Source organism: Mycobacterium basiliense (assembly GCF_900292015.1).
Lineage (GTDB): Bacteria > Actinomycetota > Actinomycetes > Mycobacteriales > Mycobacteriaceae > Mycobacterium > Mycobacterium basiliense.
This window is the reverse complement of record NZ_LR130759.1, coordinates 4,534,499-4,557,223: the sequence shown is the minus strand read 5'-3', so window position 1 is coordinate 4,557,223 and position 22,725 is coordinate 4,534,499. Positions and strand designations below refer to the sequence as shown.

The 22,725-nt window shown below is 65.8% G+C and carries 21 protein-coding genes and 1 tRNA gene; 11 read left to right on the top strand and 11 right to left on the bottom strand.

All coding sequences use genetic code 11. The features are described 5' to 3' along the window. Window positions 1–88: 88 nt before the first annotated feature. From MB901379_RS19220 to MB901379_RS19195, 6 genes are read right to left on the bottom strand one after another with little or no spacing between them, the layout of a single operon-like run. Window positions 89–871 carry an enoyl-CoA hydratase family protein gene (locus tag MB901379_RS19220; protein ID WP_158018059.1) on the bottom strand — a complete coding sequence of 261 codons (783 nt, stop codon included), beginning with the start codon at window positions 869–871 and terminating at the stop codon, window positions 89–91. Continuing rightward, window positions 871–2,037: an acyl-CoA dehydrogenase family protein gene (locus MB901379_RS19215; protein WP_158018058.1), complete on the bottom strand. Its 1,167-nt coding sequence runs from the start codon at window positions 2,035–2,037 to the stop codon at window positions 871–873. Before MB901379_RS19215 ends, MB901379_RS19220 begins: the two co-directional genes overlap by 1 nt. Further along, window positions 2,037–4,019, bottom strand: a complete 1,983-nt coding sequence (locus tag MB901379_RS19210; RefSeq protein WP_158018057.1) for an acetyl/propionyl/methylcrotonyl-CoA carboxylase subunit alpha — start codon at window positions 4,017–4,019, stop codon at window positions 2,037–2,039. The genes MB901379_RS19215 and MB901379_RS19210 overlap by 1 nt, the downstream gene beginning before the upstream one ends. A 5-nt stretch (window positions 4,020–4,024) precedes the next feature. Next, complete coding sequence (locus MB901379_RS19205) at window positions 4,025–5,620, bottom strand: acyl-CoA carboxylase subunit beta (RefSeq protein ID WP_158018056.1); 1,596 nt, start codon at window positions 5,618–5,620, stop codon at window positions 4,025–4,027. Between the two features lie 49 nt (window positions 5,621–5,669). Then, window positions 5,670–6,818 (bottom strand): acyl-CoA dehydrogenase family protein, encoded by a 1,149-nt coding sequence (locus tag MB901379_RS19200; RefSeq protein WP_158018055.1) that lies wholly within the window; start codon window positions 6,816–6,818, stop codon window positions 5,670–5,672. Beyond that, window positions 6,815–8,509: an acyclic terpene utilization AtuA family protein gene (locus MB901379_RS19195; RefSeq protein WP_158019315.1), complete on the bottom strand. Its 1,695-nt coding sequence runs from the start codon at window positions 8,507–8,509 to the stop codon at window positions 6,815–6,817. The genes MB901379_RS19200 and MB901379_RS19195 overlap by 4 nt, the downstream gene beginning before the upstream one ends. A 279-nt stretch (window positions 8,510–8,788) precedes the next feature. On the opposite strand from MB901379_RS19195, the gene rpmF reads away from it, so the two are divergent. The 5 genes from rpmF (at window position 8,789) to MB901379_RS19170 (ending at window position 13,638) form a co-directional block, all read left to right on the top strand. Then, window positions 8,789–8,962, top strand: coding sequence for a 50S ribosomal protein L32 (gene rpmF / locus MB901379_RS19190; protein ID WP_158018054.1), 174 nt, complete (start codon window positions 8,789–8,791; stop codon window positions 8,960–8,962). Window positions 8,963–9,334: 372 nt separating this feature from the next. Beyond that, a complete protein-coding gene (mprA, locus tag MB901379_RS19185) occupies window positions 9,335–10,021 on the top strand; it encodes a two-component system response regulator MprA (RefSeq protein WP_162334485.1) in 687 nt (228 codons plus the stop codon). Continuing rightward, window positions 10,021–11,568 (top strand): HAMP domain-containing sensor histidine kinase, encoded by a 1,548-nt coding sequence (locus MB901379_RS19180; RefSeq protein ID WP_158018053.1) that lies wholly within the window; start codon window positions 10,021–10,023, stop codon window positions 11,566–11,568. The genes mprA and MB901379_RS19180 overlap by 1 nt, the downstream gene beginning before the upstream one ends. A gap of 43 nt (window positions 11,569–11,611) precedes the next feature. Then, on the top strand, window positions 11,612–13,093 hold the full coding sequence (locus tag MB901379_RS19175; RefSeq protein WP_158018052.1) for a trypsin-like peptidase domain-containing protein: 1,482 nt from the start codon (window positions 11,612–11,614) through the stop codon (window positions 13,091–13,093). After that, complete coding sequence (locus MB901379_RS19170) at window positions 13,093–13,638, top strand: MogA/MoaB family molybdenum cofactor biosynthesis protein (RefSeq protein ID WP_158018051.1); 546 nt, start codon at window positions 13,093–13,095, stop codon at window positions 13,636–13,638. Before MB901379_RS19175 ends, MB901379_RS19170 begins: the two co-directional genes overlap by 1 nt. Window positions 13,639–13,657: 19 nt before the next feature. Here MB901379_RS19170 and mscL read toward each other — a convergent pair whose 3' ends face one another. From mscL to MB901379_RS19150, 4 genes are all read right to left on the bottom strand, one after another. Further along, a complete protein-coding gene (gene mscL / locus MB901379_RS19165) occupies window positions 13,658–14,116 on the bottom strand; it encodes a large-conductance mechanosensitive channel protein MscL (RefSeq protein ID WP_158018050.1) in 459 nt (152 codons plus the stop codon). 77 nt (window positions 14,117–14,193) lie between these two features. After that, window positions 14,194–14,841 carry an SAF domain-containing protein gene (locus tag MB901379_RS19160; protein ID WP_158019313.1) on the bottom strand — a complete coding sequence of 216 codons (648 nt, stop codon included), beginning with the start codon at window positions 14,839–14,841 and terminating at the stop codon, window positions 14,194–14,196. A gap of 78 nt (window positions 14,842–14,919) precedes the next feature. Next, complete coding sequence (locus MB901379_RS19155) at window positions 14,920–15,267, bottom strand: FmdB family zinc ribbon protein (protein WP_158018049.1); 348 nt, start codon at window positions 15,265–15,267, stop codon at window positions 14,920–14,922. Between the two features lie 73 nt (window positions 15,268–15,340). Next, the gene (locus MB901379_RS19150; RefSeq protein WP_158018048.1) at window positions 15,341–15,934 is read right to left on the bottom strand and encodes a 5-formyltetrahydrofolate cyclo-ligase; all 594 of its coding nucleotides are present in this window, start codon (window positions 15,932–15,934) and stop codon (window positions 15,341–15,343) included. 77 nt (window positions 15,935–16,011) lie between these two features. Between MB901379_RS19150 and MB901379_RS19145 the strand changes: the two genes are divergently transcribed. From MB901379_RS19145 to MB901379_RS19125, 5 genes are all read left to right on the top strand, one after another. Next, window positions 16,012–16,929 (top strand): UTP--glucose-1-phosphate uridylyltransferase, encoded by a 918-nt coding sequence (locus tag MB901379_RS19145; RefSeq protein WP_158018047.1) that lies wholly within the window; start codon window positions 16,012–16,014, stop codon window positions 16,927–16,929. An 84-nt stretch (window positions 16,930–17,013) separates the two neighbouring features. After that, window positions 17,014–18,303, top strand: a complete 1,290-nt coding sequence (glp, locus tag MB901379_RS19140) for a molybdotransferase-like divisome protein Glp (RefSeq protein ID WP_158018046.1) — start codon at window positions 17,014–17,016, stop codon at window positions 18,301–18,303. Between the two features lie 21 nt (window positions 18,304–18,324). Then, the gene (locus tag MB901379_RS19135; protein ID WP_197717831.1) at window positions 18,325–18,978 is read left to right on the top strand and encodes a GNAT family N-acetyltransferase; all 654 of its coding nucleotides are present in this window, start codon (window positions 18,325–18,327) and stop codon (window positions 18,976–18,978) included. Between the two features lie 193 nt (window positions 18,979–19,171). Beyond that, entirely contained in the window at window positions 19,172–20,293 is a 1,122-nt protein-coding gene (sepX, locus tag MB901379_RS19130; RefSeq protein ID WP_158018044.1) for a divisome protein SepX/GlpR, read from the top strand. Between the two features lie 50 nt (window positions 20,294–20,343). Beyond that, window positions 20,344–20,416, top strand: a tRNA-Ala gene (locus MB901379_RS19125). A 135-nt stretch (window positions 20,417–20,551) separates the two neighbouring features. On the opposite strand, the gene MB901379_RS19120 is transcribed toward MB901379_RS19125, so the two are convergent. After that, entirely contained in the window at window positions 20,552–21,784 is a 1,233-nt protein-coding gene (locus tag MB901379_RS19120; RefSeq protein WP_197717830.1) for an MFS transporter, read from the bottom strand. Window positions 21,785–21,820: 36 nt separating this feature from the next. Between MB901379_RS19120 and MB901379_RS19115 the strand changes: the two genes are divergently transcribed. Beyond that, window positions 21,821–22,666 (top strand): AraC family transcriptional regulator, encoded by an 846-nt coding sequence (locus MB901379_RS19115; protein ID WP_158019312.1) that lies wholly within the window; start codon window positions 21,821–21,823, stop codon window positions 22,664–22,666. Window positions 22,667–22,725 lie beyond the last annotated feature (59 nt).

Sequence of the window (22,725 nt, the reverse complement as noted above, 5' to 3'; positions counted from 1 at the left end):
TGTGCAATGGATAGTGTTTCCGACCAACTGATTAGCTGCGCCACGATGTCGGGGCGCCGGTTCTCCGGAGGCTTCGGTTGCCGGTATTTCAGTCGGTGACCCAACTGGGCGAGCGTTTCTGCAGGAACGCCAGCATGCCCTCGCGGGCTTCGTCAGAGACAAACAGCCGCGCCGACTCCTGGGTAAGCCGTTCGGCGTCTCGGTCGAATCCCGCTAACACGGCGGCCGTCGTCAGCGCTTTCGACGCCGCCAGGCCCTGCGGCGACCCGCGGCCAACATCGGCGACTAGCGCTGCCACCACTGCGTCGACATCCTCGGCCGCCATCGTGATCAATCCGATCTCGGCGGCCTCGTCGGCGCCGAATTTCTCGCCGGTCAGGTAGTAGCGAGCGGCGGCCCGTGCGGACATTTTCGGCAGCAGTGTCAGCGAGATGATCGCCGGCGCGACCCCGATGCGGGCCTCGGTCAGCGCAAAAGTGCTGCGCGGACCGGCAACCACGATGTCGCACGCGCCCACCAGGCCGAACCCGCCGGCTCGAACGTGCCCGTTGATGGCACCGACCACGGGCATGGGTGATTCGACGATGGCGCGTAGCAGCGCGGTCATTTCCTTTGCCCGCGCTACCGCCATGTCGTGTGGGTCTTTGCCGCCGGCTTCGCTCAAATCGGCACCTGCGCAGAATGTTCCGCCCGTGTGCCCCAGTACCACTACCCGCACCGAGGGATCGTCCGCCGCTCTCCGCAGTCCCTGATGTAGCTGGCTGACCAGCGTGCTGGACAGCGCATTGCGGTTGTGCGGCGAATTCAGGGTCAGCCGCGCTACCGGCCCGCCGCACTCATCGGGCCCGGCGTACTCGACAACCGTGTCCATCAGTAGCTTCTGGGCAGGCCCAGCGATGTCTGCGCGACGAAGTTCAAGATCATCTCCCGGCTGATCGGGGCGATCCGGGCAAGCCGGGACGTTGTCATCATGGCCGCCACGCCGTACTCTTTCGTCAGGCCGTTGCCGCCCATGGACTGCACGGCCTGGTCGACCGCCCGTGAGGAAGCCTCGGCCGCAGCGTATTTGGCCATATTGGCGGCCTCAGCGGCACCTCCGTCGTCGCCGTGGTCATATAGGGCGGCTGCCTTCTGCATCATCAATTTGGCGAGTTCCACCTCGATGTGGCACTGCGCCAAGGGGTGTGCCAACCCCTGGTGGGCGCCAATCGGAGTGGACCAGACCTTGCGGGTCTTGACGTAGTCGACCGCTCTGCTCAGTGCGTAGCGGCCCATGCCCACCGCGCTGGCCGCCCCCATAATGCGCTCCGGGTTCAGGCCGGCGAAAAGCTGTGCGATCGCGGCGTCTTGGGCCCCGACGAGGGCATCGGCGGGAAGCCGCACGTCGTCGAGAAAGACCTGGAATTGGCGTTCCGGGCTGATCAACTCCATGTCGATCGGGGTGTAGGTGAAGCCGGGTGCGTCGGTGGGCACCACAAACAATGCGGGGCGCAGCTTGCCGGTCTTGGCTTCCTCGGTGCGTCCCACCACCAATACTGCTTGTGCCTGGTCGATGCCCGAGATGTAGACCTTCTGGCCCTTAAGGATCCAGTCGCCGCCGTCGCGGCGTGCGGTCGTGGTGATGTTGTGCGAATTGGACCCGGCGTCGGGTTCGGTGATGGCGAACGCCATGGTCAGGGTTCCATCGGCGATGCCAGGAAGCCAACGTTGCTTCTGCTCGTCGGTACCGAACTTGCTGATGATGGTTCCGTTGATGGCAGGCGAAACCACCATCAGCAGCAGTGCGGAACCCGCCGCGGCCATTTCCTCCATCACCAGCGCAAGCTCATACATGCCAGCGCCGCCACCGCCGTATTCCTCGGGCAGGTTCACCCCGATGAAACCGAGCTTTCCTGCCTCGGACCACAATTCATCGGTATGTTCTTGAGATCGGGCCTTCTTTAGGTAGTACTCGCTGCCGTAGTTGGACACCCACTCGGCCACCGCCTTGCGCAACGCCCGGCGGTCCTCACTTTCGATAAAGCTAGTATCTGACATCACGAATCCCCTTCTGCTTCAGGCGCTTCCACTCTGGCTAGGACGGCGCCGACGTCGACTTGCTGGCCGGTTTGCACGTTGAGCTGCGCAAGCACACCGTCGGCCGGCGCGGTAATGGTGTGCTCCATCTTCATCGCCTCCAGCCAGATCAACGGCTGACCTGCGGTGACGGTATCCCCGACCTCGGCGCCCACCCGGATCACGTTGCCGGGCATCGGAGCGACCAAAGAACCCTGCTCGATGGCGGATCCGGGCTCGGGAAAGCGTGGTAGCGCAACCAAGTGCACCGGACCGCCGGCCGAATCCACGTAGACATCCTGATCGTGGCGCGCCACCGTGAAGCTGTGGTCCACCCCGTTGTCGCCGGTCAGCACCACCTCGTGTGGGCGGGCCGAAACGAGCCGCACTGAGGTGTCGTTGGCAACTGCCAATCCGGTTCTAGTGAAGCGATATTCGACGCGGTGCTCGGTATCGGCGGCATCGCGGTAGCTCTTGACTTGATAGCCCGATGCGAGGTTGCGCCACCCACTGGGAATGGAGCCGAACACCGTCGCTGTGGCCCGGTTGTGCGCGGCGTCGGCGAGCGCGGCAGCGATTGTCGACAACCGTAGCGTCGCGGAATCAGCCAGCGGCGCCGATAGCTCCGCCAACCCATGCGTGTCGAAGAACGCGGTGTCGGTGGCGCCGTCGAGAAAAGCCTGATGGCGCAGCACGTTCACTAACAGCTCGCGGTTGGTTCGGACACCGTGCAAGCGGGCGCGGGCCAGGGCATCGGCGAGCACTAGCGCCGCCTGCCGCCGGGTCGGTGCGTAGGAGATGACCTTGGCCAGCATCGGGTCGTAGTGGATCGAGACCACCGATCCGTCCACAATCCCAGAGTCCAGCCGGATCCCGGTCCGGTGGGCGAGTGTGCAGAACTCGGCGCGAACCGACGGCACGTCAATCGTGTGTACCAAGCCGGCCTGCGGCTGCCAGTCATGCGCCGGGTCCTCGGCATAAAGCCTGGCCTCGATCGAATACCCTTGGCCGGACGGCGGTTCGGCATCAAGTCGACCTCCCTCGGCAACGCTGAGTTGCAGTTCGACCAGATCCAGCCCGGTGGTCTCCTCGGTGACCGGATGCTCGACCTGCAGCCGGGTGTTCATTTCCAGGAAGTAGAACTCGCCGTCATCGTCGGCGAGGAATTCCACCGTCCCGGCGCCGGTGTAGCCGATCGCTTCGGCGGCCAGCCGGGCGGCATCGAACAGCTTGGCGCGCATTCCCGGCGTGCGCTCTACCAACGGTGAGGGGGCCTCTTCGATGATCTTCTGGTGGCGACGTTGGATCGAGCACTCGCGCTCCCCGACGGCCCAGACGGTGCCGTGTGTGTCGGCCATGACCTGCACTTCGATGTGGTGCCCGGTGGGTAGGTAGCGTTCGCAGAACACCGTCGGGTCACCGAACGCCGACTGTGCCTCGCGCCGTGCGGCCTCGACCTCGTCGGCCAGGGCGGATAATTCGCGAATCACCCGCATCCCGCGACCGCCGCCGCCCGCGGACGCCTTGACCAGCACCGGAAGCTGGGCCGCGGTGACGGTTTCCGGATCGAGCTCCTCGAGCACCGGTACTCCGGCGGCGGCCATGAGCTTCTTGGATTCGATCTTGGAGCCCATCGCCTTGACCGCGTCGACCGGTGGCCCCACCCAGGTCAGGCCCGCCCCCTGTACGGCGGCGGCGAACTCGGCATTCTCCGAGAGGAACCCGTATCCCGGATGCACGGCGTCAGCTCCAGCCGCGCGCGCGGCGGCGATCAGTGCTTCGGCGTTGAGATAATCGTTGGTCTGCGGCAACCGCACCCGGGCGTCGGCCTCGGCGACATGCGGCGCAGCGGCATCCGGGTCGGTGTACACCGCAACGGTGCCCAGACCCAGCCGGCGGCAGGTGGCGAACACCCGCCGGGCGATCTCACCCCGGTTGGCAACCAGTACTCGAGTGATAGGCATTGACATCACATCCGGAAGACGCCGAAGTTCGACGTCCCCTCGATCGGGCCATTGGCAATGGCGGACAAACACATTCCCAGTACAGTGCGGGTGTCGCGCGGGTCGATCACCCCGTCGTCATAGAGCATTCCGGACAACACCAGCGGCAGCGATTCGGCCTCAATCTGGCCCTCAACCGCAGCCCGCATCGCTGCGTCCGCTGCTTCGTCCACCTGCTGCCCGCGGGCTTCGGCCGCTGCCCGGGCGACGATCGACAGCACACCGGACAGTTGGGCACCGCCCATCACCGCGGACTTGGCGCTGGGCCAGGCGAAGAGGAACCGTGGGTCATAGGCGCGCCCGCACATGCCGTAGTGTCCCGCGCCGTAGGACGCGCCGAGCAGTAGAGAGATGTGCGGGACCTTGGAGTTGGACACGGCGTTGATCATCATCGACCCGTGCTTGATCATCCCGCCCTCTTCGTAGTCCTTGCCCACCATGTAGCCGGTGGTGTTGTGCAAGAACAGCAGTGGTGTGTCGGCCCGATTGGCCAGCTGGATGAACTGGGTGGCCTTCTGTGACTCCTCGCTGAACAGCACACCGCGGGCGTTGGCCAGGATGCCCACCGGGTAGCCGTGCAGCCTGGCCCAGCCGGTCACCAGCGATGACCCGTACAGCGGCTTGAATTCGTCGAACTCCGAGCCGTCGACAATGCGGGCGATGACTTCCCGAGGGTCGAATGGGATGCGCAGGTCGGCGGGCACGATGCCGATGAGTTCCTCGGCATCGAAGCGTGGTTCGATGACCCGCCCGGGGGTGGGTCCCTGCTTAGCCCAGTTGAGCCGCGACACGATTCGGCGGCCGATGCGGATGGCGTCGAGTTCGTCGACTGCAAAGTAGTCCGCCAAACCCGATATCCGGGCGTGCATTTCGGCGCCGCCGAGAGATTCGTCGTCGGACTCCTCACCGGTGGCCATCTTGACCAGCGGTGGACCGGCCAGGAACACTTTGGACCGCTCCTTGATCATCACGACGTGGTCCGACATCCCGGGGACGTAGGCGCCACCGGCCGTGGAGTTTCCGAATACCAAGGCGATGGTGGGGATTCCGGCTGCTGAGAGGCGGGTCAAGTCGCGGAACATCTGTCCGCCGGGGATGAAGATTTCCTTCTGGGTGGGCAGATCCGCGCCGCCGGACTCCACCAGCGAGACGACGGGCAACCGGTTCTCGAATGCGATCTGGTTGGCTCGCAGTATCTTTCGGAGTGTCCAAGGATTGCTGGTGCCGCCTTTGACCGTTGGGTCGTTGGCCACGATCATGCACTCCACGCCGCACACCGCGCCGATGCCGGTAACCAGGCTTGCGCCTACCCGGAATGAACTGCCCCACGCGGCAAGCGGACTCAACTCAAGAAACGGGGAGTCCGGGTCGACGAGCAGTTCGATGCGTTCGCGGGCTGTGAGCTTACCGCGAGCGTGGTGACGATCGACATACTTGGGCCCGCCACCCTCAAGGGCTTTGGCAAGCTCGGCGTCGATCTCGTCAAGCTTCGCCGTTGTTGCCGACGCTGCCTCGGTGAAGGTGTCAGCGCTCGAGTCGAGCGTGGACTGCAATACGGTCACGACCACCGCCGACGATTCGGAGTGGAACGGTGCACGAGAGGTGGTGCGATCATGATTGATACCCCAACAGTTTGGCGGCCAGTGCGGTCAGTATTTCTGTGGTCCCGCCGCCGATACCGAGTATCCGCATATCCCGGTATTGGCGTTCGACTTCGGATTCGGCCATGTAGCCCATGCCGCCGAAAAGCTGGACGGCCTGATGGGCCACCCATTCGCCGGCCTCCACGGCGGTGTTCTTGGCGAAACACACCTGCGGGATCAGGCTGGTTTCGCCGGCGAGCTGGCGCTCGACCAGTTGGCGCGAATAGACGCGAGCGACGTCGATGCGGCGGGCCATCTCGGCTAGCGTGTTCTGCACCGATTGTCGGGAGATCAGCGGCCGGCCGAATGTCTCCCGGTCGCGGCACCACTGCACGGTGATGTCCAGGCACCGCTGCGCACTCGAATAGGCCTGGGCGGCAAGGCCTATTCTTTCGGCGACGAACGCCTGCCCAATCTGGGCGAACCCGCTGTTCTCGGTGCCGACCAGATTGGTGGCCGGAACCCGCACATCGGTGTAGGACAGCTCTGCGGTGTCTGAGGAGCGCCAGCCCATCTTGTCCAGTTTGCGGCTGACCTCGAATCCGGGTGTGCCCTTCTCGATCACCAGCAGCGAGACTCCTGCGGCGCCAGGTCCGCCGGTGCGCACCGCGGTCACCACGTAGTCTGCGCGGACCCCGGATGTGATGTAGGTCTTGGCGCCGTTGACCACATAGTGGTCGCCGTCTCGCACCGCGCTGGTTCGTAGATGCCCGACGTCAGAGCCGCCGCCGGGTTCGGTGATGGCCAGCGCGCCGATCTTCTCGCCGGTCAGTGTCGGGCGCACGAAGGTGTCGATCAGCCGCTGATCACCCGATGCGATCATGTGCGGCACCGCGATTCCACAGGTGAACAGTGACGCGAAGACTCCGCCCGGTGCTCCGGCCTGGTGCATCTCCTCGCAGATGATCACCGAATCGGCGCCGTCGCCGCCGCCGCCGCCGACCGCCTCGGGAAAGTTTGCGCCCAACAGTCCGGCGGCGCCTGCGCGCCGGTGCAGGTCACGCGGCAATTCGCCGATGCGTTCCCAATCATCGATGTGGGGAAGGATCTCCCGTTCGGCGAACGAGTGCACGGTCCTTCGCAGCTGCTCGCGCTCGGGTGTGGTCCAGATGCTCATAACAGGCTCTCCGGGATATCGACGTGGCGGCTGCGTAACCATTCGCCCAGCCCCTTGGCCTGCGGATCAAATCGTGCCTGGTAGGCGACGCCCTGACCGAGGATGCCCTCGATGACGAAGTTCACCGCCCGCAAGTTGGGCAAAACATGGCGGGTGACCTCGAGGTCGGCCGTCTCAGGAAGCAGCTGCTTGAGTAGCTCGACGGTCATCGTATTGGCCAGCCAGCGCCATTGGTCGTCGGTGCGGACCCACACTCCGACGTTGGCCGAGCCGCCCTTGTCGCCGCTGCGGGCGCCGGCAATCAGGCCCAGCGGCGCGCGCCGGATCGGCCCGACCGGCAGTGGATCGGGCAGGGGCGGGGGATCCGCCGGTGCCAGCTTCAAGGTATCGGTGGCGCAGGGAATCTCAGTGCGAGTCCCATCGGGGTGCACAGCGATGTGGGGCACCAGTTTGGCGTCGACGTAACCCGGCACGAATACGCCGTACACCTGACCATCGCTTGGCGGGGCGGTGGAAGTGAAGCCCGGATAACTGGCCAGCGCCAATTCGACCGCTGCCGAGGAGAACTGGCGGCCTACGTTGGCAGGGTCGGGATCGCGTACCACGCAGCGCAGTAAAGCGCTGGCGGTTTCTTCGGTGTCGGCGTCGGGGTGATCGGTGCGGGCGAGCGTCCACTCGAGTTCGGCGGGTTTGACGGTCAGGGCGGCCTCTAGCTGGTGGCGTACCAAGTCGGCCTTGGCCTCGATATCCAGACCGGTCAGCACGAAGGTCATGGAGTTGCGGAATCCGCCGATGCTGTTCGTCGACACCTTGAGGGTGGGCGGTGGCGGCTCGCCGACCACCCCGCTGATGCGCACCCGGTCTGGGCCGTCGGCGGACAGCTCGATGCTGTCCATCCGGGCGGTGACGTCCGGGTTGGCATATCGAGCGCCGGAGATCTCATAGAGCAGCTGCGCGGTCACGGTGTCGACGCTGACCAGGCCGCCCGTGCCGGGATGTTTGGTGATCACCGCGGAGCCATCGGCGTTGACCTCGGCCAGCGGGAAGCCGGCGTGGGTGAGGTCGGCGACTTCGGTGAAGAACGAGAAGTTGCCGCCGGTGGCTTGCACACCGCATTCGATGACGTGTCCGGCGACCACGGCGCCGGCCAGCTGGTTGTAGTCAGTGCGGCCCCAGTCGAAGTGTGCCGCCGCGGATCCCACGATCACCGAAGCATCGGTAACCCTGCCGGTGACCACCACGTCGGCTCCGGCTTTGAGGCAGTCGGCGATGCCCCAGGCCCCCAGATAGGCGTTGGCCGTCAATGGTGTGCCGAGGCCCAATTCCGTAGCGCGCGGTTGCAGATCGTCGCCTTCGACGTGGGCCACCCGCGCGGGGATGCCCAGGCGCTCGGACAGGGCCCGTATTGCGTCGGCCAGCCCGGCCGGGTTCAGGCCGCCGGCGTTGGCGACGATGCGCACTCCGCGGTCGTGAGCCAACCCGAGGCAGTCTTCGAGTTGGGTCAGGAAGGCCTTGGCATAGCCACGCTCGGGGTTCTTCATTCGGTCGCGGCCCAGGATCAGCATGGTCAACTCGGCCAAGTAGTCGCCGGTGACAAAGTCCACCGGGTGATCGACACCGCCGCCGGTGAGCATTTCCCGCATGGCTGACAGCCGGTCTCCATAGAAACCAGAGCAGTTCGCGATCCGCACGGCGCCAGGCGCGTCGGATACAGAAGCCATGCGTGTCCTCCCCTCATTGGGATCACCGATACAGCGAACCAACCAACCGGTAGGTCAGCATAGCCGGATGCATCGGCCGGTGTGATGTCCGCCTCCCTTGGCATACCCCGTTAATGGAGCCGTGACTGCCGCATTTTGGCGACCAGCAGGTCACCGACTATCCTCAAGGGCGATCGTCGCCGTTCGGCCAAGTGGCCACGCCGCGCGATAGACCCGACCAAAACCCCAATCGAGGAGTTAGGCCCGACCATGGCCACACCCAAGCGCAGGATGTCGCGTGCGAATACCCGGAGCCGGCGCTCGCAGTGGAAGGCCGCCCCGGCCGAACTCGTGGGCGTGACTGTGGCCGGTCAGAAGCGCAAAGTGCCTCGTCGGCTGCTCAAGGCCGCCCGGCTCGGTCTCATCGATCTCGACCGGCGCTAGTCGTCGGCCACCACCGCCACCACCGCCACCACCACCTCAGTGGTTGCAGTTGTCACACGAGTCTCTGTCTGGCCGGCTGCCTTTCTGCCCGCCTAATAGCGACAACGGGGTGAGCTACCGCAATCGCGGTGCCGCATGCGCCGCACCGCGTTCCCGTTGTTTGCCCAAAGTCGCGCAGAGGCGGGCAATCAGGGGCATGCATCCGGCCAGAGAAAAATGTGACGGATGTGACAACACGCGCAAATCGCGGCACCGGAAATGCTGCTGGGCTCCCGGCGTGTTGCAGCGATCCTGGCCGGCCAGGCCGGCGGGCGCGGCCACCTCGGCGCGCCTCTCAGGCCGCTCTCAGGCGATAGTACGAAACTAATGACCGTGCGGATTCTTGTCGTCGACGACGATCGCGCGGTGCGCGAGTCGCTGCGCAGGTCGCTTTCCTTCAACGGTTACTCGGTCGAGCTCGCCCACGATGGACTCGAGGCGCTCGACATGATTGCCAGCGACCGCCCGGACGCGCTCGTCCTGGACGTCATGATGCCGCGTCTGGACGGGCTGGAGGTGTGCCGTCAACTGCGTAGCACCGGCGACGACTTGCCCATTTTGGTGCTGACCGCCCGTGACTCGGTTTCCGAGCGGGTCGCCGGCCTCGACGCCGGTGCCGATGACTACCTGCCCAAGCCGTTCGCGCTCGAAGAATTGTTGGCGCGGATGCGGGCATTGCTGCGGCGCACAAAACCAGAGGATGTTGCCGAGTCGGTTGCCATGCGCTTCTCCGACCTCAGCCTGGACCCGGTAACCCGCGAGGTGACGCGCGGAACCCGACGCATCAGCCTCACCCGCACCGAGTTCGCATTGCTGGAAATGCTTATCGCTAATCCGCGACGCGTGCTGACCCGAAGCCGCATCCTTGAAGAGGTGTGGGGCTTTGACTTTCCGACTTCGGGCAACGCGCTCGAGGTTTACGTGGGGTATTTACGTCGAAAAACCGAGGCCGACGGCGAGCCGCGGCTGATCCATACCGTGCGCGGAGTGGGTTACGTGCTACGCGAAACGCCGCCCTGATGCATTGGTTCCGTCGGCGACCGCGCGCACCGCTGCGAGCCACCAGCTCGCTGTCGCTGCGGTGGCGGGTGATGCTGTTGGCGATGTCCATGGTCGCCATGGTGGTCGTACTAATGTCTTTCGCCGTCTACGCGGTAATCTCGGCGGCGCTCTACAGCGACATCGACAACCAGCTGCAGAGCAGGGCGCAATTGCTGATCGCCAGTGGCTCGCTGGCGGCCGATCCGGGCAAAGCCATCGAGGGCACCGCGTATTCGGATGTTAATGCGATGCTGGTCAACCCGGGCCGGTCGATCTACACCGCCAACCAACCGGGGCAGACCCTGCCCGTCGGGACACCGGAGAAAGCGGTCATTCGCGGCGAACTATTCCTGTCCCGGCGCACCGTATCCGATCAGCGGGTGCTCGCCATTCACCTGCCCAACGGCAGTTCGCTGCTGATCTCCAAGAGCCTGAAGCCGACCGAAGCGGTGATGACCAAACTGCGTGCGGTGCTGCTGATCGTCGGCGGCGTCGGCGTCGCGGTCGCCGCGGTCGCCGGTGGGATGGTGACTCGGGCCGGGCTGCGTCCGGTGGGTCGCCTCACCGAAGCCGCCGAACGGGTGGCCCGAACCGACGACCTGCGGCCCATTCCGGTGTTCGGCAGTGACGAATTAGCAAGGCTGACCGAGGCATTCAACCTGATGCTGCGGGCGCTGGCCGAGTCCAGGGAGCGACAGGCACGGCTGGTCAGCGACGCCGGACACGAGTTGCGGACGCCGTTGACCTCGCTGCGCACCAACGTCGAACTGCTGATGGCGTCCATGGCGCCTGGAGCGCCTCGGCTGCCCGAGCAGGAGATGGTTGACCTGCGCGCCGATGTGTTGGCCCAGATCGAGGAATTGTCCACACTGGTGGGCGACTTGGTGGACCTGACCCGTGGCGACGCCGGGGTCGTGGTGCACGAGCCGGTCGATATGGCCGAAGTGGTCGACCGCAGTCTGGAACGGGTCAGGCGGCGCCGCAACGACATTCACTTCGACGTCGCCGTGATTCCCTGGCAGGTCTATGGCGATGCCGCCGGGTTGTCGCGGGCGGCACTGAACTTGATGGACAACGCGGCGAAGTGGAGTCCGCCGGGCAGCCACGTTGGTGTCCGGCTGACCCAGCTTGATCCGTCGCACGCCGAACTGGTGGTTTCTGACCACGGACCGGGGATTCCCCCACAAGAGCGGCGGCTGGTGTTCGAACGCTTCTACCGATCCGCATCGGCGCGGGCGATGCCCGGGTCGGGCCTGGGTCTGGCGATTGTCAAGCAGGTGGTGCTCAATCACGGCGGGTCGCTGCGCGTGGAAGACACCGTCGCGGGTGGTCAGCCACCGGGAACGTCGATATACATGCTGCTTCCCGGGCGCCCGATGCCGGATCCGGCCTACCCGCCGGCGCCGGTCGGTCCCGGGGCCGACGGCCAGGCCAACCGTACAAAGGCCGGTCTGCGGGAGGGCGCGAACTCTACGGGTTCGGCGAACGTTATCTCAGTGGAATCTCAGTCCGCGCGCGCAAGGTAGTGGTGCAGTTACTGTTGACAAATCAGCTCCATGCCAACGGTGCATGGCCGACCAAGCCCAAGTAGAGGAAGAGCGACTTAGCGACATGACGAATCACCCGAGGTATTCGCCACCGCCGCAGCAGCCGGGATATCGTAACGCGCCTAACCAGCCTGTGCCTCCCGCCTATGCCCAGGGGCCACAGCAAACTTACAACCAGCAGTTCGACTGGCGTTATCATCAGCCCCGGCCGCCGCTCGGTCAGCCCTACGACACCCTAACTGGCACGGGCCCGGGGCCCCTGCGGGGCGGCACCGGCTCGGGGCCGATACCGGGAGGCACCGGGCAAGGCGCCGTGCCTGGCGGCACTGGACCGGGACCAATACCCGGCATGTTGCCGCCAATGGCGCCCCCGCCCACGGTGATTCAGCAACGGCGGCCACGCGCGGGCATGTTGGCCGTTGGTGCGGTGGTGATTGCGGTGGTGTCCGCCGGCATCGGCGGTGCGGCCGCATCGATCATCGAACTCAACCGGTCGCCGGTAGCATCCAACGATGGCGGAGTGGTCGCCAGTGGAGCACCGAGCGTTCCAGCAGCAAACATGCCGCCGGGCTCGGTCGAGCAGGTGGCGTCCAAGGTGGTGCCCAGCGTCGTCATGCTCGAGACCGATCTGGGCCGTCAGTCGGAGGAGGGCTCCGGCGTCATCCTGTCGGCCGATGGGCTGATCATGACCAACAACCACGTCGTCGCGGCCGCCGCCAAGCCGCCCGCGGGCAGTCCGGAGCCGAAGACCACGGTGACCTTCTACGACGGTCGCACCGCCCCGTTCAAGGTGGTCGGGGCCGATCCCACCAGCGATATCGCGGTCATCCGGGTCTCGGGGGTCAGCGGCCTGACGCCGATTGCCTTGGGGTCCTCCTCGGATCTGCGGGTCGGTCAGCCGGTACTGGCGATCGGCTCACCGCTCGGCCTGGCCGGCACCGTGACCACGGGGATCGTCAGCGCCCTCAACCGCCCGGTGTCCACCACCGGCGAGGCGGGTAACCAGAACACCGTGCTGGACGCGATTCAGACCGATGCTGCGATCAACCCGGGTAACTCCGGTGGTGCGCTGGTCAACATGAACGCCCAGTTGGTCGGGATCAACTCGGCTATCGCCACGTTGGGTGCGGATTCGGGCGACGCGCAGAGTGGTTCGATCGGCCTCGGCTTTGCGATTCCGGTTGATCAGGCTAAGCGCATCGCTGACGAGCTGATCAGCACCGGTAAGGCGTCGCACGCGTCGCTGGGCGTCCAGGTCACCACCGACAAAGGTATTCCGGGTGCCAAGGTCGTCGAGGTGGTCCAGGGCGGTGCGGCCGCGACCGCCGGCGTGCCTAAGGGTGTTGTCGTGACCAAGGTCGACGACCGCCCGATCAACAGCGCCGACGCGTTGGTGGCGGCCGTACGGTCCAAGGCGCCCGGCGACAAGGTGTCGCTGACCTTCCAGGATCCGGCCGGTGGCAATCGCACCGTGCAGGTCACGCTCGGCAAGGCGGAACAGTGATGAACGCCGACGCGCAGCTGTCCGACCTCGGATATACGGTTGCACCCATGGAGAAGGACGCGGAGTTGATAGTCGGACGGGCACTTGTCGTCGTCGTCGACGATCGCACTGCCCACGGCGACGAGGACCATAGCGGCCCGCTGGTCACCGAGCTGCTCACCGAGGCCGGCTTCGTCGTCGACGGTGTGATTGCGGTCGAGGCCGACGAGGTGGAGATCCGGAACGCGCTGAATACCGCGGTGATCGGCGGCGTGGATCTGGTGGTGTCGGTGGGTGGCACCGGCGTGACTCCGCGCGATGTTGCCCCGGAAGCTACCCGCGACATTCTCGACCGGGAGATCCTTGGTATCGCCGAGGCGGTCCGCGCCTCCGGGTTGTCCGCGGGGATTACCGACGCCGGATTGTCACGCGGCCTGGCCGGGGTATCCGGCAGCACGCTGGTGGTCAACCTTGCCGGATCCCGTTATGCCGTGCGAGACGGAATGGCGACGCTCAATCCGCTAGCCACTCACATCATCGGACAGTTGTCCAGCCTGGAGATCTGACTCCCGGCCCGGCCGCGGCTCAGCTGTCTGCCCGGGGCCCGTGGTTCGGCGGCGGTGACCCGCCCGCGCCGGGGCCGCCGTGCCTACCGGACGGGTTCGCGGCATTCGTATCTGCCAGTAGGTCGCGGATTTCCGTAAGCAGGACGATTTGGGCGTCATCGGCCTGTTCGACCTCGCCCTTCTTGCGCAGGGTGTTGTACGGCAGCACGACCAGGAAGTACACCACGGCCGCAATCAGCACGAAGTTGATGGTGGCCGACAGCACGATGTTCAAGTCGATGGTTTGGCCGCCGCCGATGCTGATCTTCAACACGCCGACATCGGATTGCTGATTGACGCCCACTCGGTTGATCAACGGCGTGATGATGCTGTCGGTGAACTTGGTGACCAACGCCGTGAACGCCGTACCGATGACCACTGCGACGGCCAGGTCGACGATATTGCCCCGCGAGAGAAACTCCTTGAACCCCTTGAGCATGAGGATGTCCCCTTCTGGAATGGATCGAGACTGGACCGAGTTTGCTAACGATCGGGTGCCGAATGGCGGTCAGGTCCTCAGTGCAGGGTGATGGTCACCGCCTGTCCCAGCGCAGAGCCTGCCACCGTGTTCGCCACACGAGCCGGCAGCGCAACCAACACTACGCGGTCACCGTGCGTCTGGAGCTCCTGCTTTGCCGACACCAGAACGACGACCGCGTTGGTCGCGACGACTTTTGCGGCCGGCGAGGCGGCGGTGGGCTCGGCGGACGGCGCGGCCAGTACGTCGACCACGTCACCGACCCGGACCAGATCGATCAGTGCGCTGTCGGCCAGATGTAACGGCACGATGCGCGCGCCGGGGCCGGCGGTGGTCTCGGCCAGCCGACTGCCCAGGATACGGACGTCGGTGATTACCTCACCGCGGCGCGCCGGACCTGCGAGGGTGGCGCCGACGACCGCTTTTGGGTCCGCCTGGGAACCTTCGGGAAGGGTTGCGGCCGCGCGCATTTCCACGTGGACATCGTCGGCGGTCAGCGCCGTGCCCGGGCCCAAGTCGCGCGTGGTGACCACCACCTGGGCACGGTCGGCGTCCGGATTCGGCCGTAGCGCCGCGATGCCGGCCAGGACGACGAGGCCGCCCGCGGCGACACGCCGCGCCAGGATGGTCCGGGTCCAGTTCGGCCGCAACGACATCGAAATCCGGCTGAGCAGACTTGGATTCATGGAGTCCCGCACGCTGCAACGCTAGGCGCAACCCGGCGGCGGCGGGTGCGGGTGAGGACCTGGTTTGTGGATAACCCGCTAGCTGGAGACGGCCGTAGCCGAGGTCTTGGCGCTGCTGGTGGACTTCTCGCCGGAACCGGACGATTTGGCCTCGCTCGAACTGGAGCCCGAGCTGGCGTTCGAACTCGCGGTGGTGGAGGCGTCGCTGGAGGCAGCTCCCTCGGTTGAGCCCTTGGATGTCTTGGTCGATTCGCGGCTGTCGGTGCGGTAAAAACCGCTGCCTTTGAACACCACGCCTACCGCGTTGAACAGCTTGCGCAGCCGACCGGAGCACTTCTGGCACGTGGTCAGCGCATCGTCGGTGAAGGCCTGGACAACGTCGAAGCGGTCCGCGCACTGGGTGCACGCGTAGCTGTAGGTCGGCACGAGAACCTCCGGATGCTGTCGGCTGGGTTAGCACTCTACCTCGTCAAGTGCTAGAACCGCCACGTGAGCTCGGTCATTCCCGATCCGGAAATGCGATCACGCCGCGCCCCGGAGTGATCGCGTGCGTCATGCGCACGTCGTGCGGCTCGGATGGCAACTCGTCGACCAATTCGTCATCGCGGATCATCGCGATCAGCCGTGTTTGCCGATGCGGCCGCGTCAGCGAGCGGTCGTAGAAGCCGAGTCCCTTGCCCAGCCGCACACCCCGGCGGTCCACCGCTAGCGCGGGCAGAAGCACCACGGCGGCGTCGGCAACGGCCGACTCCGGCAGCCAGGGCTCGGGTGGTTCCCGCAGTCCCCAACGGCCGCTGACCAGCTCTCCAGGCCGGTATTCGCCCCACAACAGCGGCAACGGAATGTTGTCACTTGTGGTGCGTGCCACCGGCAGCAACACGCGCCCTGCGCGCCGCAACAACACATCGAGCATTGCCATCGAGCCAGGTTCGGCGCCCACCGGCACATAGGCGCAAACCGTGCTGCCGGCGCTGACGACGAGCTCTAGGTGCCCGCTCAACAGCGCGGCTTCGGCGGCCCGGACGTCGTCGGCAACCAGGCGCCGGGCGGCCACTAGCTGTTGCCGCAATGCTGCTTTGCCCGCTGTTGTCATGGCTCAACGATGACAGGCCAGGATTTTCACCGGGCCGGAGCGGTTTGGCGAACCCGGGCGGGGGTTATCGTTTGAGCGTGTCACACGATGCTGCGATCCCCTTTACGGCGATCGTCCCTGCTGCCGGTCTGGGCACGCGGTTTTTGCCCGCGACCAAGACGGTGCCCAAAGAGCTGCTGCCGGTGGTCGATACTCCCGGCATCGAGCTCGTAGCCGCCGAGGCGGCCGCCGCCGGTGCCGAACGGTTGGTGATCGTCACTTCGGAGGGTAAGGACGGGGTGGTCGCGCACTTTGTCGAAGACCTGGTGTTGGAGGGCACGCTTGAGGCCCGCGGCAAGACAGCCATGCTGGCCAAGGTCCGCCGCGCGCCGGCGCTGATCAAGGTCGAGTCCGTGGTACAGGCCGAGCCGCTCGGGCTGGGACACGCGATCGGCTGCGTCGAGGCCACGCTGGCAGACGACGAGGATGCGGTATCGGTGCTGCTGCCTGACGACCTGGTGCTGCCGACCGGTGTCTTGGAGACGATGTCGAAGGTGCGCTGCCGCCTGGGCGGCACCGTCTTGTGCGCCATTGAGGTGGCGCCCGACGAGATCAGCGCCTACGGGGTTTTCGACGTCGAGCCGGTGCCCGATGGTGAATGGGGCGAAAATTCCGACGTCCTCAAGGTCAAGGGCATGGTGGAAAAGCCCAAGTCCGCCGACGCACCGTCGATGTATGCGGCCGCGGGGCGTTATGTGCTGGATCGGGCCATTTTCGATGCGTTGCGCCGCATCGAACGTGGTGCCGGTGGGGAAGTGCAGCTGACCGACGCGATTGCGCTGTTGATTGCCGAGGGCCATCCGGTGCATGTGGTGGTGCATCGTGGATCCCGACACGACTTGGGAAATCCCGGCGGGTACCTCAAGGCTGCGGTTGACTTTGCATTAGATCGTGACGACTATGGCCCGGACTTGCGGCGATGGTTGGTGGCGCGATTGGGCCTGACCGAGCAGTAGCCGGACGGGGTGAGGGCGCGGCCCCTCAGGGAAGCCGGGCGATCAGGTCCAGCTCGCCCACATGGCTCGACGGAAAGGCGCGCTGTGCGTTCTGTGGAGGAGCAGCAGGCCCGGATATCGTCCGCCGCGGTAGCCCCGAGGCCGATGCGTGTCGCCATCGCCGAGGCGCAAGGGCTGCTGTGCGCCGAAGAAGTGGTCACCGAACGCCCGCTGCCCGGGTTCGATCAGGCCGCGATCGACGGGTATGCGGTGCGCAGCGTCGACGTGCTGGGTGTTCTGCAAAGCCTTGACACCGTTGGCGCCGAGGTTTTCGCCGACGACGAGAGCGCTGAGGGCCGCAACGTGGTGACCCTGCCGGTGATGGGCACCATCGAGGCAGGTGCGCGCACGCCGACCAGGCTGCAGCCCCGCCAGGCCGCCCGCGTGCAGACCGGGGCGCCACTGCCCACATTGGCCGACGCGGTCCTGCCGTTGCGGTGGACGGACGGTGGGATGACTCGGGTGCGGGTGCTGCGTGGCGCGCCCTCGGGCGCCTACGTGCGCCACACTGGTGACGATGTGCAGCCCGGTGACGTGGCGGTGCGCTCCGGCACCATCATCGGCCCCGCTCAAGTGGGTCTGCTGGCCGCGGTCGGGCGCGAACGCGTGCTGGTGCACCCCCGTCCGCGGCTGTCGGTCATGACGGTTGGTGGCGAGCTGGTCGACATCTCGCGGACCCCGGGCAACGGTCAGGTGTACGACGTCAACTCCTACGCCTTGGCGGCCGCTGGCCGAGACGCCGGGGCGGAGGTGAACCGGGTCGGCATCGTCAGTAAGAACCCGAAGGAACTTGGTGAGATTGTTGAGGGCCAGCTCAACCGGGCCGAGGTCGTGGTGATCGCCGGCGGGGTGGGCGGCGCGGCCGCCGAGGCGGTCCGTTCGGTGCTCTCCGAGCTGGGTGAGATGGAAGTCGTACGGGTGGCAATGCATCCGGGATCCGTCCAAGGCTTCGGACAGCTCGGCCGCGACCGCGTGCCGACGTTCCTGCTACCGGCCAACCCGGTGAGCGCCCTGGTGGTGTTCGAGGTCATGGTGCGGCCGTTGATCCGGCTGTCGCTGGGTAAGCGGCAGCCAATGCGCCGCATCGTGCAGGCCCGCACGCTGTCGCCGATCACTTCGGTGGCCGGGCGCAAGGGTTACCTGCGCGGTCAGCTGATGCGTGATCAGGACAGTGGGGAATACCTGGTGCAGGCCTTGGGCGGCACCCCAGGTGTGTCCTCGCACCTGCTGGCGACGCTTGCTGAGGCAAACTGTCTTGTTGTGGTTCCCACCGGCGCTGAGCAGATTCGTACGGGCGAGATCGTCGACGTCGCCTTCCTGGCTCAGCACGGCTGAGCGCAACCACGGCATAGTGTGGTGAATTTGTTGCGCTCGACTCAGCGGCATCCGGGTTGGCCGATGGAGATCGGGCCGCTTCGTGTCCGGGCCGGGGTGATCCGGTTGCGTCCGGTGCGGCTGCGGGACGGGGCGCAGTGGAGCCGGATTCGGTTGGCTGACCGCGTCTACCTTGAGCCCTGGGAGCCCAGCGCGAATGGCGACTGGACGATCCGGCATTCGGTTGCCGCGTGGCCCGCGGTGTGTTCGGGTCTGCGTTCGGAGGCGCGTAAGGGGCGCATGCTGCCGTATGTGATCGAACTCAACGGCAGATTCTGCGGTCAACTGACCGTCGGCAACGTCATCCACGGCGCGCTGCGGTCGGCGTGGATCGGCTACTGGGTGCCGAGCACACATACCGGTGGCGGGGTGGCCACCGGGGCGTTGGCGCTCGGTCTTGACCACTGCTTCGGCCCGGTGGGCCTGCATCGAGTGGAGGCCACCGTCCGCCCGGAGAATGCGGCCAGCCGCACGGTGCTGGCAAAGGCCGGCTTCCGCGAGGAGGGATTGCTGCGTCGCTACCTCGAGGTCGACAAGGCGTGGCGCGATCATCTGTTGGTTGCTCTCACCGTCGAAGAAGTGGACGGATCGGTGGTGTCGCGGTTAATCCGCGAGGGGCAAGCGAGCTGGCTCTGAGTCGTCGGGCGGATTCCGCGGACGCCGATGAGTAAGAAACTCCCGAGAAATTTGTGGCTAACGCGACACGTGTGGCGTGTGGTGCTTGTGGGAGGGAAATTACAGGTGTGTAATTGCCGTGGGCACTTGCCCCGGCCGCGGCGGCCACACCTGGGGACCTCGCGGGGATCGGAACCGAAGAGAGCAGGTCAACATGCCAAGCATCCCGCAGTCGTTATTGTGGATATCGCTCGTGGTGCTGTGGCTGTTCGTGCTGGTCCCCATGCTGATCAGCAAACGTGATGCGGTCCGGCGCACTAGCGATGTCGCCCTGGCGACCCGGGTGCTCAACGGTGGTGCAAATGCTCGCCTGCTCAAGCGTGGTGGTCCCGCCGCCGGTCACCGCAGCGATCCCCACTGGAAACCCGAACACGATCGTTCACACGGTGATGAGGACGACGACGAAGTCGACCAGAACTCCGATGAGCACCAGGAATTCGACGAGGACACCGTCGAGATCGCCGGCGACGTGCGCACTCCGGGCTCGATCGTCATGAAGGTCGCCGCTACCCGGGACACTCAAGAGGAACAGCCCGACTACCTGGATGTCGACGTCGTCGACGAAGGGATCGAAGCGCTTCCGGCGGGGGCCAGTGCTCAACGGGGCGAACCGGCGGTGCTCGCGGCCGACGACAGCGTGGCGGAGTCCAACGGCGAGGACGAGGCCGGTGAAGAGTCTGAGCTGGATACCGCGGAGCTGTTCGCCGCCCGCGCCGCTGCCCGGGAGGGCGCCGACGACGAATACGAGTATGTCGACGACACATCGGGTTTGGAGCCCGAGGCGGACGAGGTCGACGAGGAGCGCGACTCGCCGCCGACCTACGTAACGGGTGCCTCGCGACGTCGCCGCTTCGACACGTCAACCGCGGCGGCCGTCAGCGCGCGCAAGTACATATTCCGCAAGCGGGTGCTGATGGCGATGGCGGTGGTCCTGGTCGGCTCGGCGATTACGGCCTTCGAGGTGACGCCGATGGCGTGGTGGCTATGCGGCAGCGCAACCTTCGTGACGGTGCTCTACCTGGCCTATCTACGCCGGCAAACGCGGATCGAGGAGAAGGTGCGTCGCCGCCGGATGCATCGGATGGCGCGCGCGCGGGCGGGTGTGGAGAACGCGTATGACCGCGAATATCAGGTGGTGCCCTCGCGGCTACGGCGTCCGGGCGCGGTGGTGCTGGAGATCGACGACGAAGACCCGATCTTCGAGCACTTGGACACCGCGTCCTCGATGCGCCACTACGGCTGGCCGCGGGATCTGCCGCGCGCCGTCGGCCAGTAGGCGTGGTAGTTCGGCCATCGGCGTCGCGGCTGGTAACCTGCTACCGATCAGGGGCTATGGCGCAGTTGGTAGCGCGACTCGTTCGCATCGAGTAGGTCGGGAGTTCGAATCTCCCTAGCTCCACCGATTGTCATGAGTCGCGTCATGGGTCTGCAGATTGCCCCGCCATTGGCTGGGGTTTGTTTTGGTTGCGCCAGAAGTTGTGTCGGGCGACTCATCTGTCACCTATGTCGTGAACTCACACCCCCCCAGCTCCAATCAGTTTGAGCAGGTCAGCGCATTGTCCGCGGCATAGGAAGCGGCGGTTGCTTCGTCACTCGGCGCACTCGCCTCGGATGAAGCGGACGGGTCGCGCAGGGTGCGGAAAAGTAGCCAGCTCACCAGCGGCATCGCCACCAGCGGAACCAGTGCAGTCTGCAATGAGGTGACCTGTGCGAGCCCGCCGATCGCGGGGCTGGCCAGACCGCCGATGCTGACGGTCAAACCAAGGGTGATCCCGCTGGCGGTGCCCATCCTGGTCGGCAGGTAGTCCTGGCCCAATGTGACTTGCAGAGAAAAGGGCACGTACAGCCCGACGGATGTGACAGCGACGAACAGGTAGACGGCTGGACCGGGCACCCACACCACACCCGCGATTGCGATGGCAGACACCAGGTATGACCAGCGGGACACGGTCGTCCTATCCCAGCGGCAGGCCAGCGAGCCGCCCCACACCGATCCGATTGCACCGCCGAAGTAGAGGATGAACAACGCCATCGTGCCCGCGATGCTGCTGCCCCCCGTGCGGTGCTGGACGTAGAGGGCGATGAAGGTGCTGAGTCCCACGAAGGCGACCGAGCGGAACACAATGGCCGCCGACAGTCTGACGAACGACGGGATGTCGTCGCGGCCATCGGCCTGGGGCCTATATGCTTGGACGCCTTGACTTTTCCGCACGGCGGTCAAGACGGGCAACGCCAGCACCGTGCCGGCCATGGCCGGCAACAGCAGCATCGGTGTGCACGCGAGCCCACCCGAAGCCGCGACGGCGGCGACCACGAGCGGCGCAAGCCCAAAGCCGACGTTGCCTCCGGTGGAGAAGTAAGCCATCGCATTATTACTGCCTTGGCTTGCGATGCGCGCGATGCGAGCCGCTTCCGGATGGTAGGCGGCGACGCCGACGCCCGACACCGCAATGAACGCCAGCGTCAGTGGGTACGAACCGCTCAAACCGCTTGCCGCAATACCGATGCCGCATAGCAAGGTGCTCGCTGGTAGCAACCAGGGCAACGCCCACCGATCTGTCAGGGCACCAAACAACGGTTGCGCGACCGAGGACAACAGCGATGCGGCCAGCACCAGACCGGATGCCGCTGCAAGGGTGTAATGACGCTCGGCGACGAAGAACGGGACCAACGCCGCGACCGCACCCTGGTAGACGTCAACGCACGCATGTCCGGCTGAGAGCAGCGCAATGGATGTGTTTCGTTGCATGCCATTGATGCTGGTCATCGACGTCCTGGCAGGCTTTCATTAAAATGACAAATGATGTCGAAAATCCGCCACGAATCGGTTGCGCCCACTCGCACGCAGCGACTGGCGCCGGGCGAGACCATCGATCTGCATCACCACGACGATCATCAGATCGTCTACGCCGGGAGCGGGGTCCTCGCCGTCACGACCAGCCAGGGGGCCTGGGTCGCGCCGGCAACCAGGGCGATCTGGATTCCCGCAGGCATTGACCACGAGCACCGCGCTTATGGACAAACCAAGCTGCACCTGCTGGGCCTGCCAGCATCGGACAACCCGCTCGGACTAACAGCTCCGACGGTCTTAACAGTCAGCCCCCTGCTGCGCGAGGTCATTGCCGCGTGCACCCTCAGTGCCATCGACAGCCCGGAAAGGACGCGACTGCTTGCCGTCCTGCGTGACCAGTTGCTCGCCTCGCCCGAGCAGCCACTCTATGTGCCGACGCCGACGAACCCGCTGTTACGAGTAGTCTGTGCCCTCTTGCGCGCCGATCCCGGCGACACCCGCACCCTCGTCGAACTTGGCCGTGTGGTCGGCGCAAGCGACCGAACCCTTTCTCGTCTTTTTCGCGCCGACCTCGCCATGACATTCCCGCAATGGCGCACCCAGCTGCGGTTGCACCACGCGCTCGTTCTCCTGGCCGAGGGAACCTCGGTAACGACCGTCGCCCACCAATGCGGCTGGTCCACACCCAGCGCGTTTATCCATGTGTTCCGCAAGACCTTCGGCGACACCCCAAGTGCGTTCTTCGCCCGTGAGCCGAACCCGGTGTCGTTGAACGACGGGGCGGCGCCGCCCGGGTCAGCGCGGGCGCCGATGTCCAGTTTCCAGTCCGGTTTCCACGAGGTGGTGGTGACCCCTTAACCGATCGCCATACGCGTGGCACCCGGCGAGCATGAGTGCCCAATTGACCTTGGGCGGCA

Coding starts and splice junctions, on each gene's coding strand:
- MB901379_RS19220 (WP_158018059.1), bottom strand. CDS start 871: ATGGACACGGTTGTCGAGTACGCCGGGCCCGATGAGTGCGGCGGGCCG.
- MB901379_RS19215 (WP_158018058.1), bottom strand. CDS start 2,037: ATGTCAGATACTAGCTTTATCGAAAGTGAGGACCGCCGGGCGTTGCGC.
- MB901379_RS19210 (WP_158018057.1), bottom strand. CDS start 4,019: ATGCCTATCACTCGAGTACTGGTTGCCAACCGGGGTGAGATCGCCCGG.
- MB901379_RS19200 (WP_158018055.1), bottom strand. CDS start 6,818: ATGAGCATCTGGACCACACCCGAGCGCGAGCAGCTGCGAAGGACCGTG.
- rpmF (WP_158018054.1), top strand. CDS start 8,789: ATGGCCACACCCAAGCGCAGGATGTCGCGTGCGAATACCCGGAGCCGG.
- MB901379_RS19180 (WP_158018053.1), top strand. CDS start 10,021: ATGCATTGGTTCCGTCGGCGACCGCGCGCACCGCTGCGAGCCACCAGC.
- MB901379_RS19175 (WP_158018052.1), top strand. CDS start 11,612: ATGGCCGACCAAGCCCAAGTAGAGGAAGAGCGACTTAGCGACATGACG.
- MB901379_RS19170 (WP_158018051.1), top strand. CDS start 13,093: ATGAACGCCGACGCGCAGCTGTCCGACCTCGGATATACGGTTGCACCC.
- mscL (WP_158018050.1), bottom strand. CDS start 14,116: ATGCTCAAGGGGTTCAAGGAGTTTCTCTCGCGGGGCAATATCGTCGAC.
- MB901379_RS19160 (WP_158019313.1), bottom strand. CDS start 14,841: ATGAATCCAAGTCTGCTCAGCCGGATTTCGATGTCGTTGCGGCCGAAC.
- MB901379_RS19150 (WP_158018048.1), bottom strand. CDS start 15,934: ATGACAACAGCGGGCAAAGCAGCATTGCGGCAACAGCTAGTGGCCGCC.
- sepX (WP_158018044.1), top strand. CDS start 19,172: ATGCCAAGCATCCCGCAGTCGTTATTGTGGATATCGCTCGTGGTGCTG.
- MB901379_RS19120 (WP_197717830.1), bottom strand. CDS start 21,784: ATGACCAGCATCAATGGCATGCAACGAAACACATCCATTGCGCTGCTC.
- MB901379_RS19115 (WP_158019312.1), top strand. CDS start 21,821: ATGTCGAAAATCCGCCACGAATCGGTTGCGCCCACTCGCACGCAGCGA.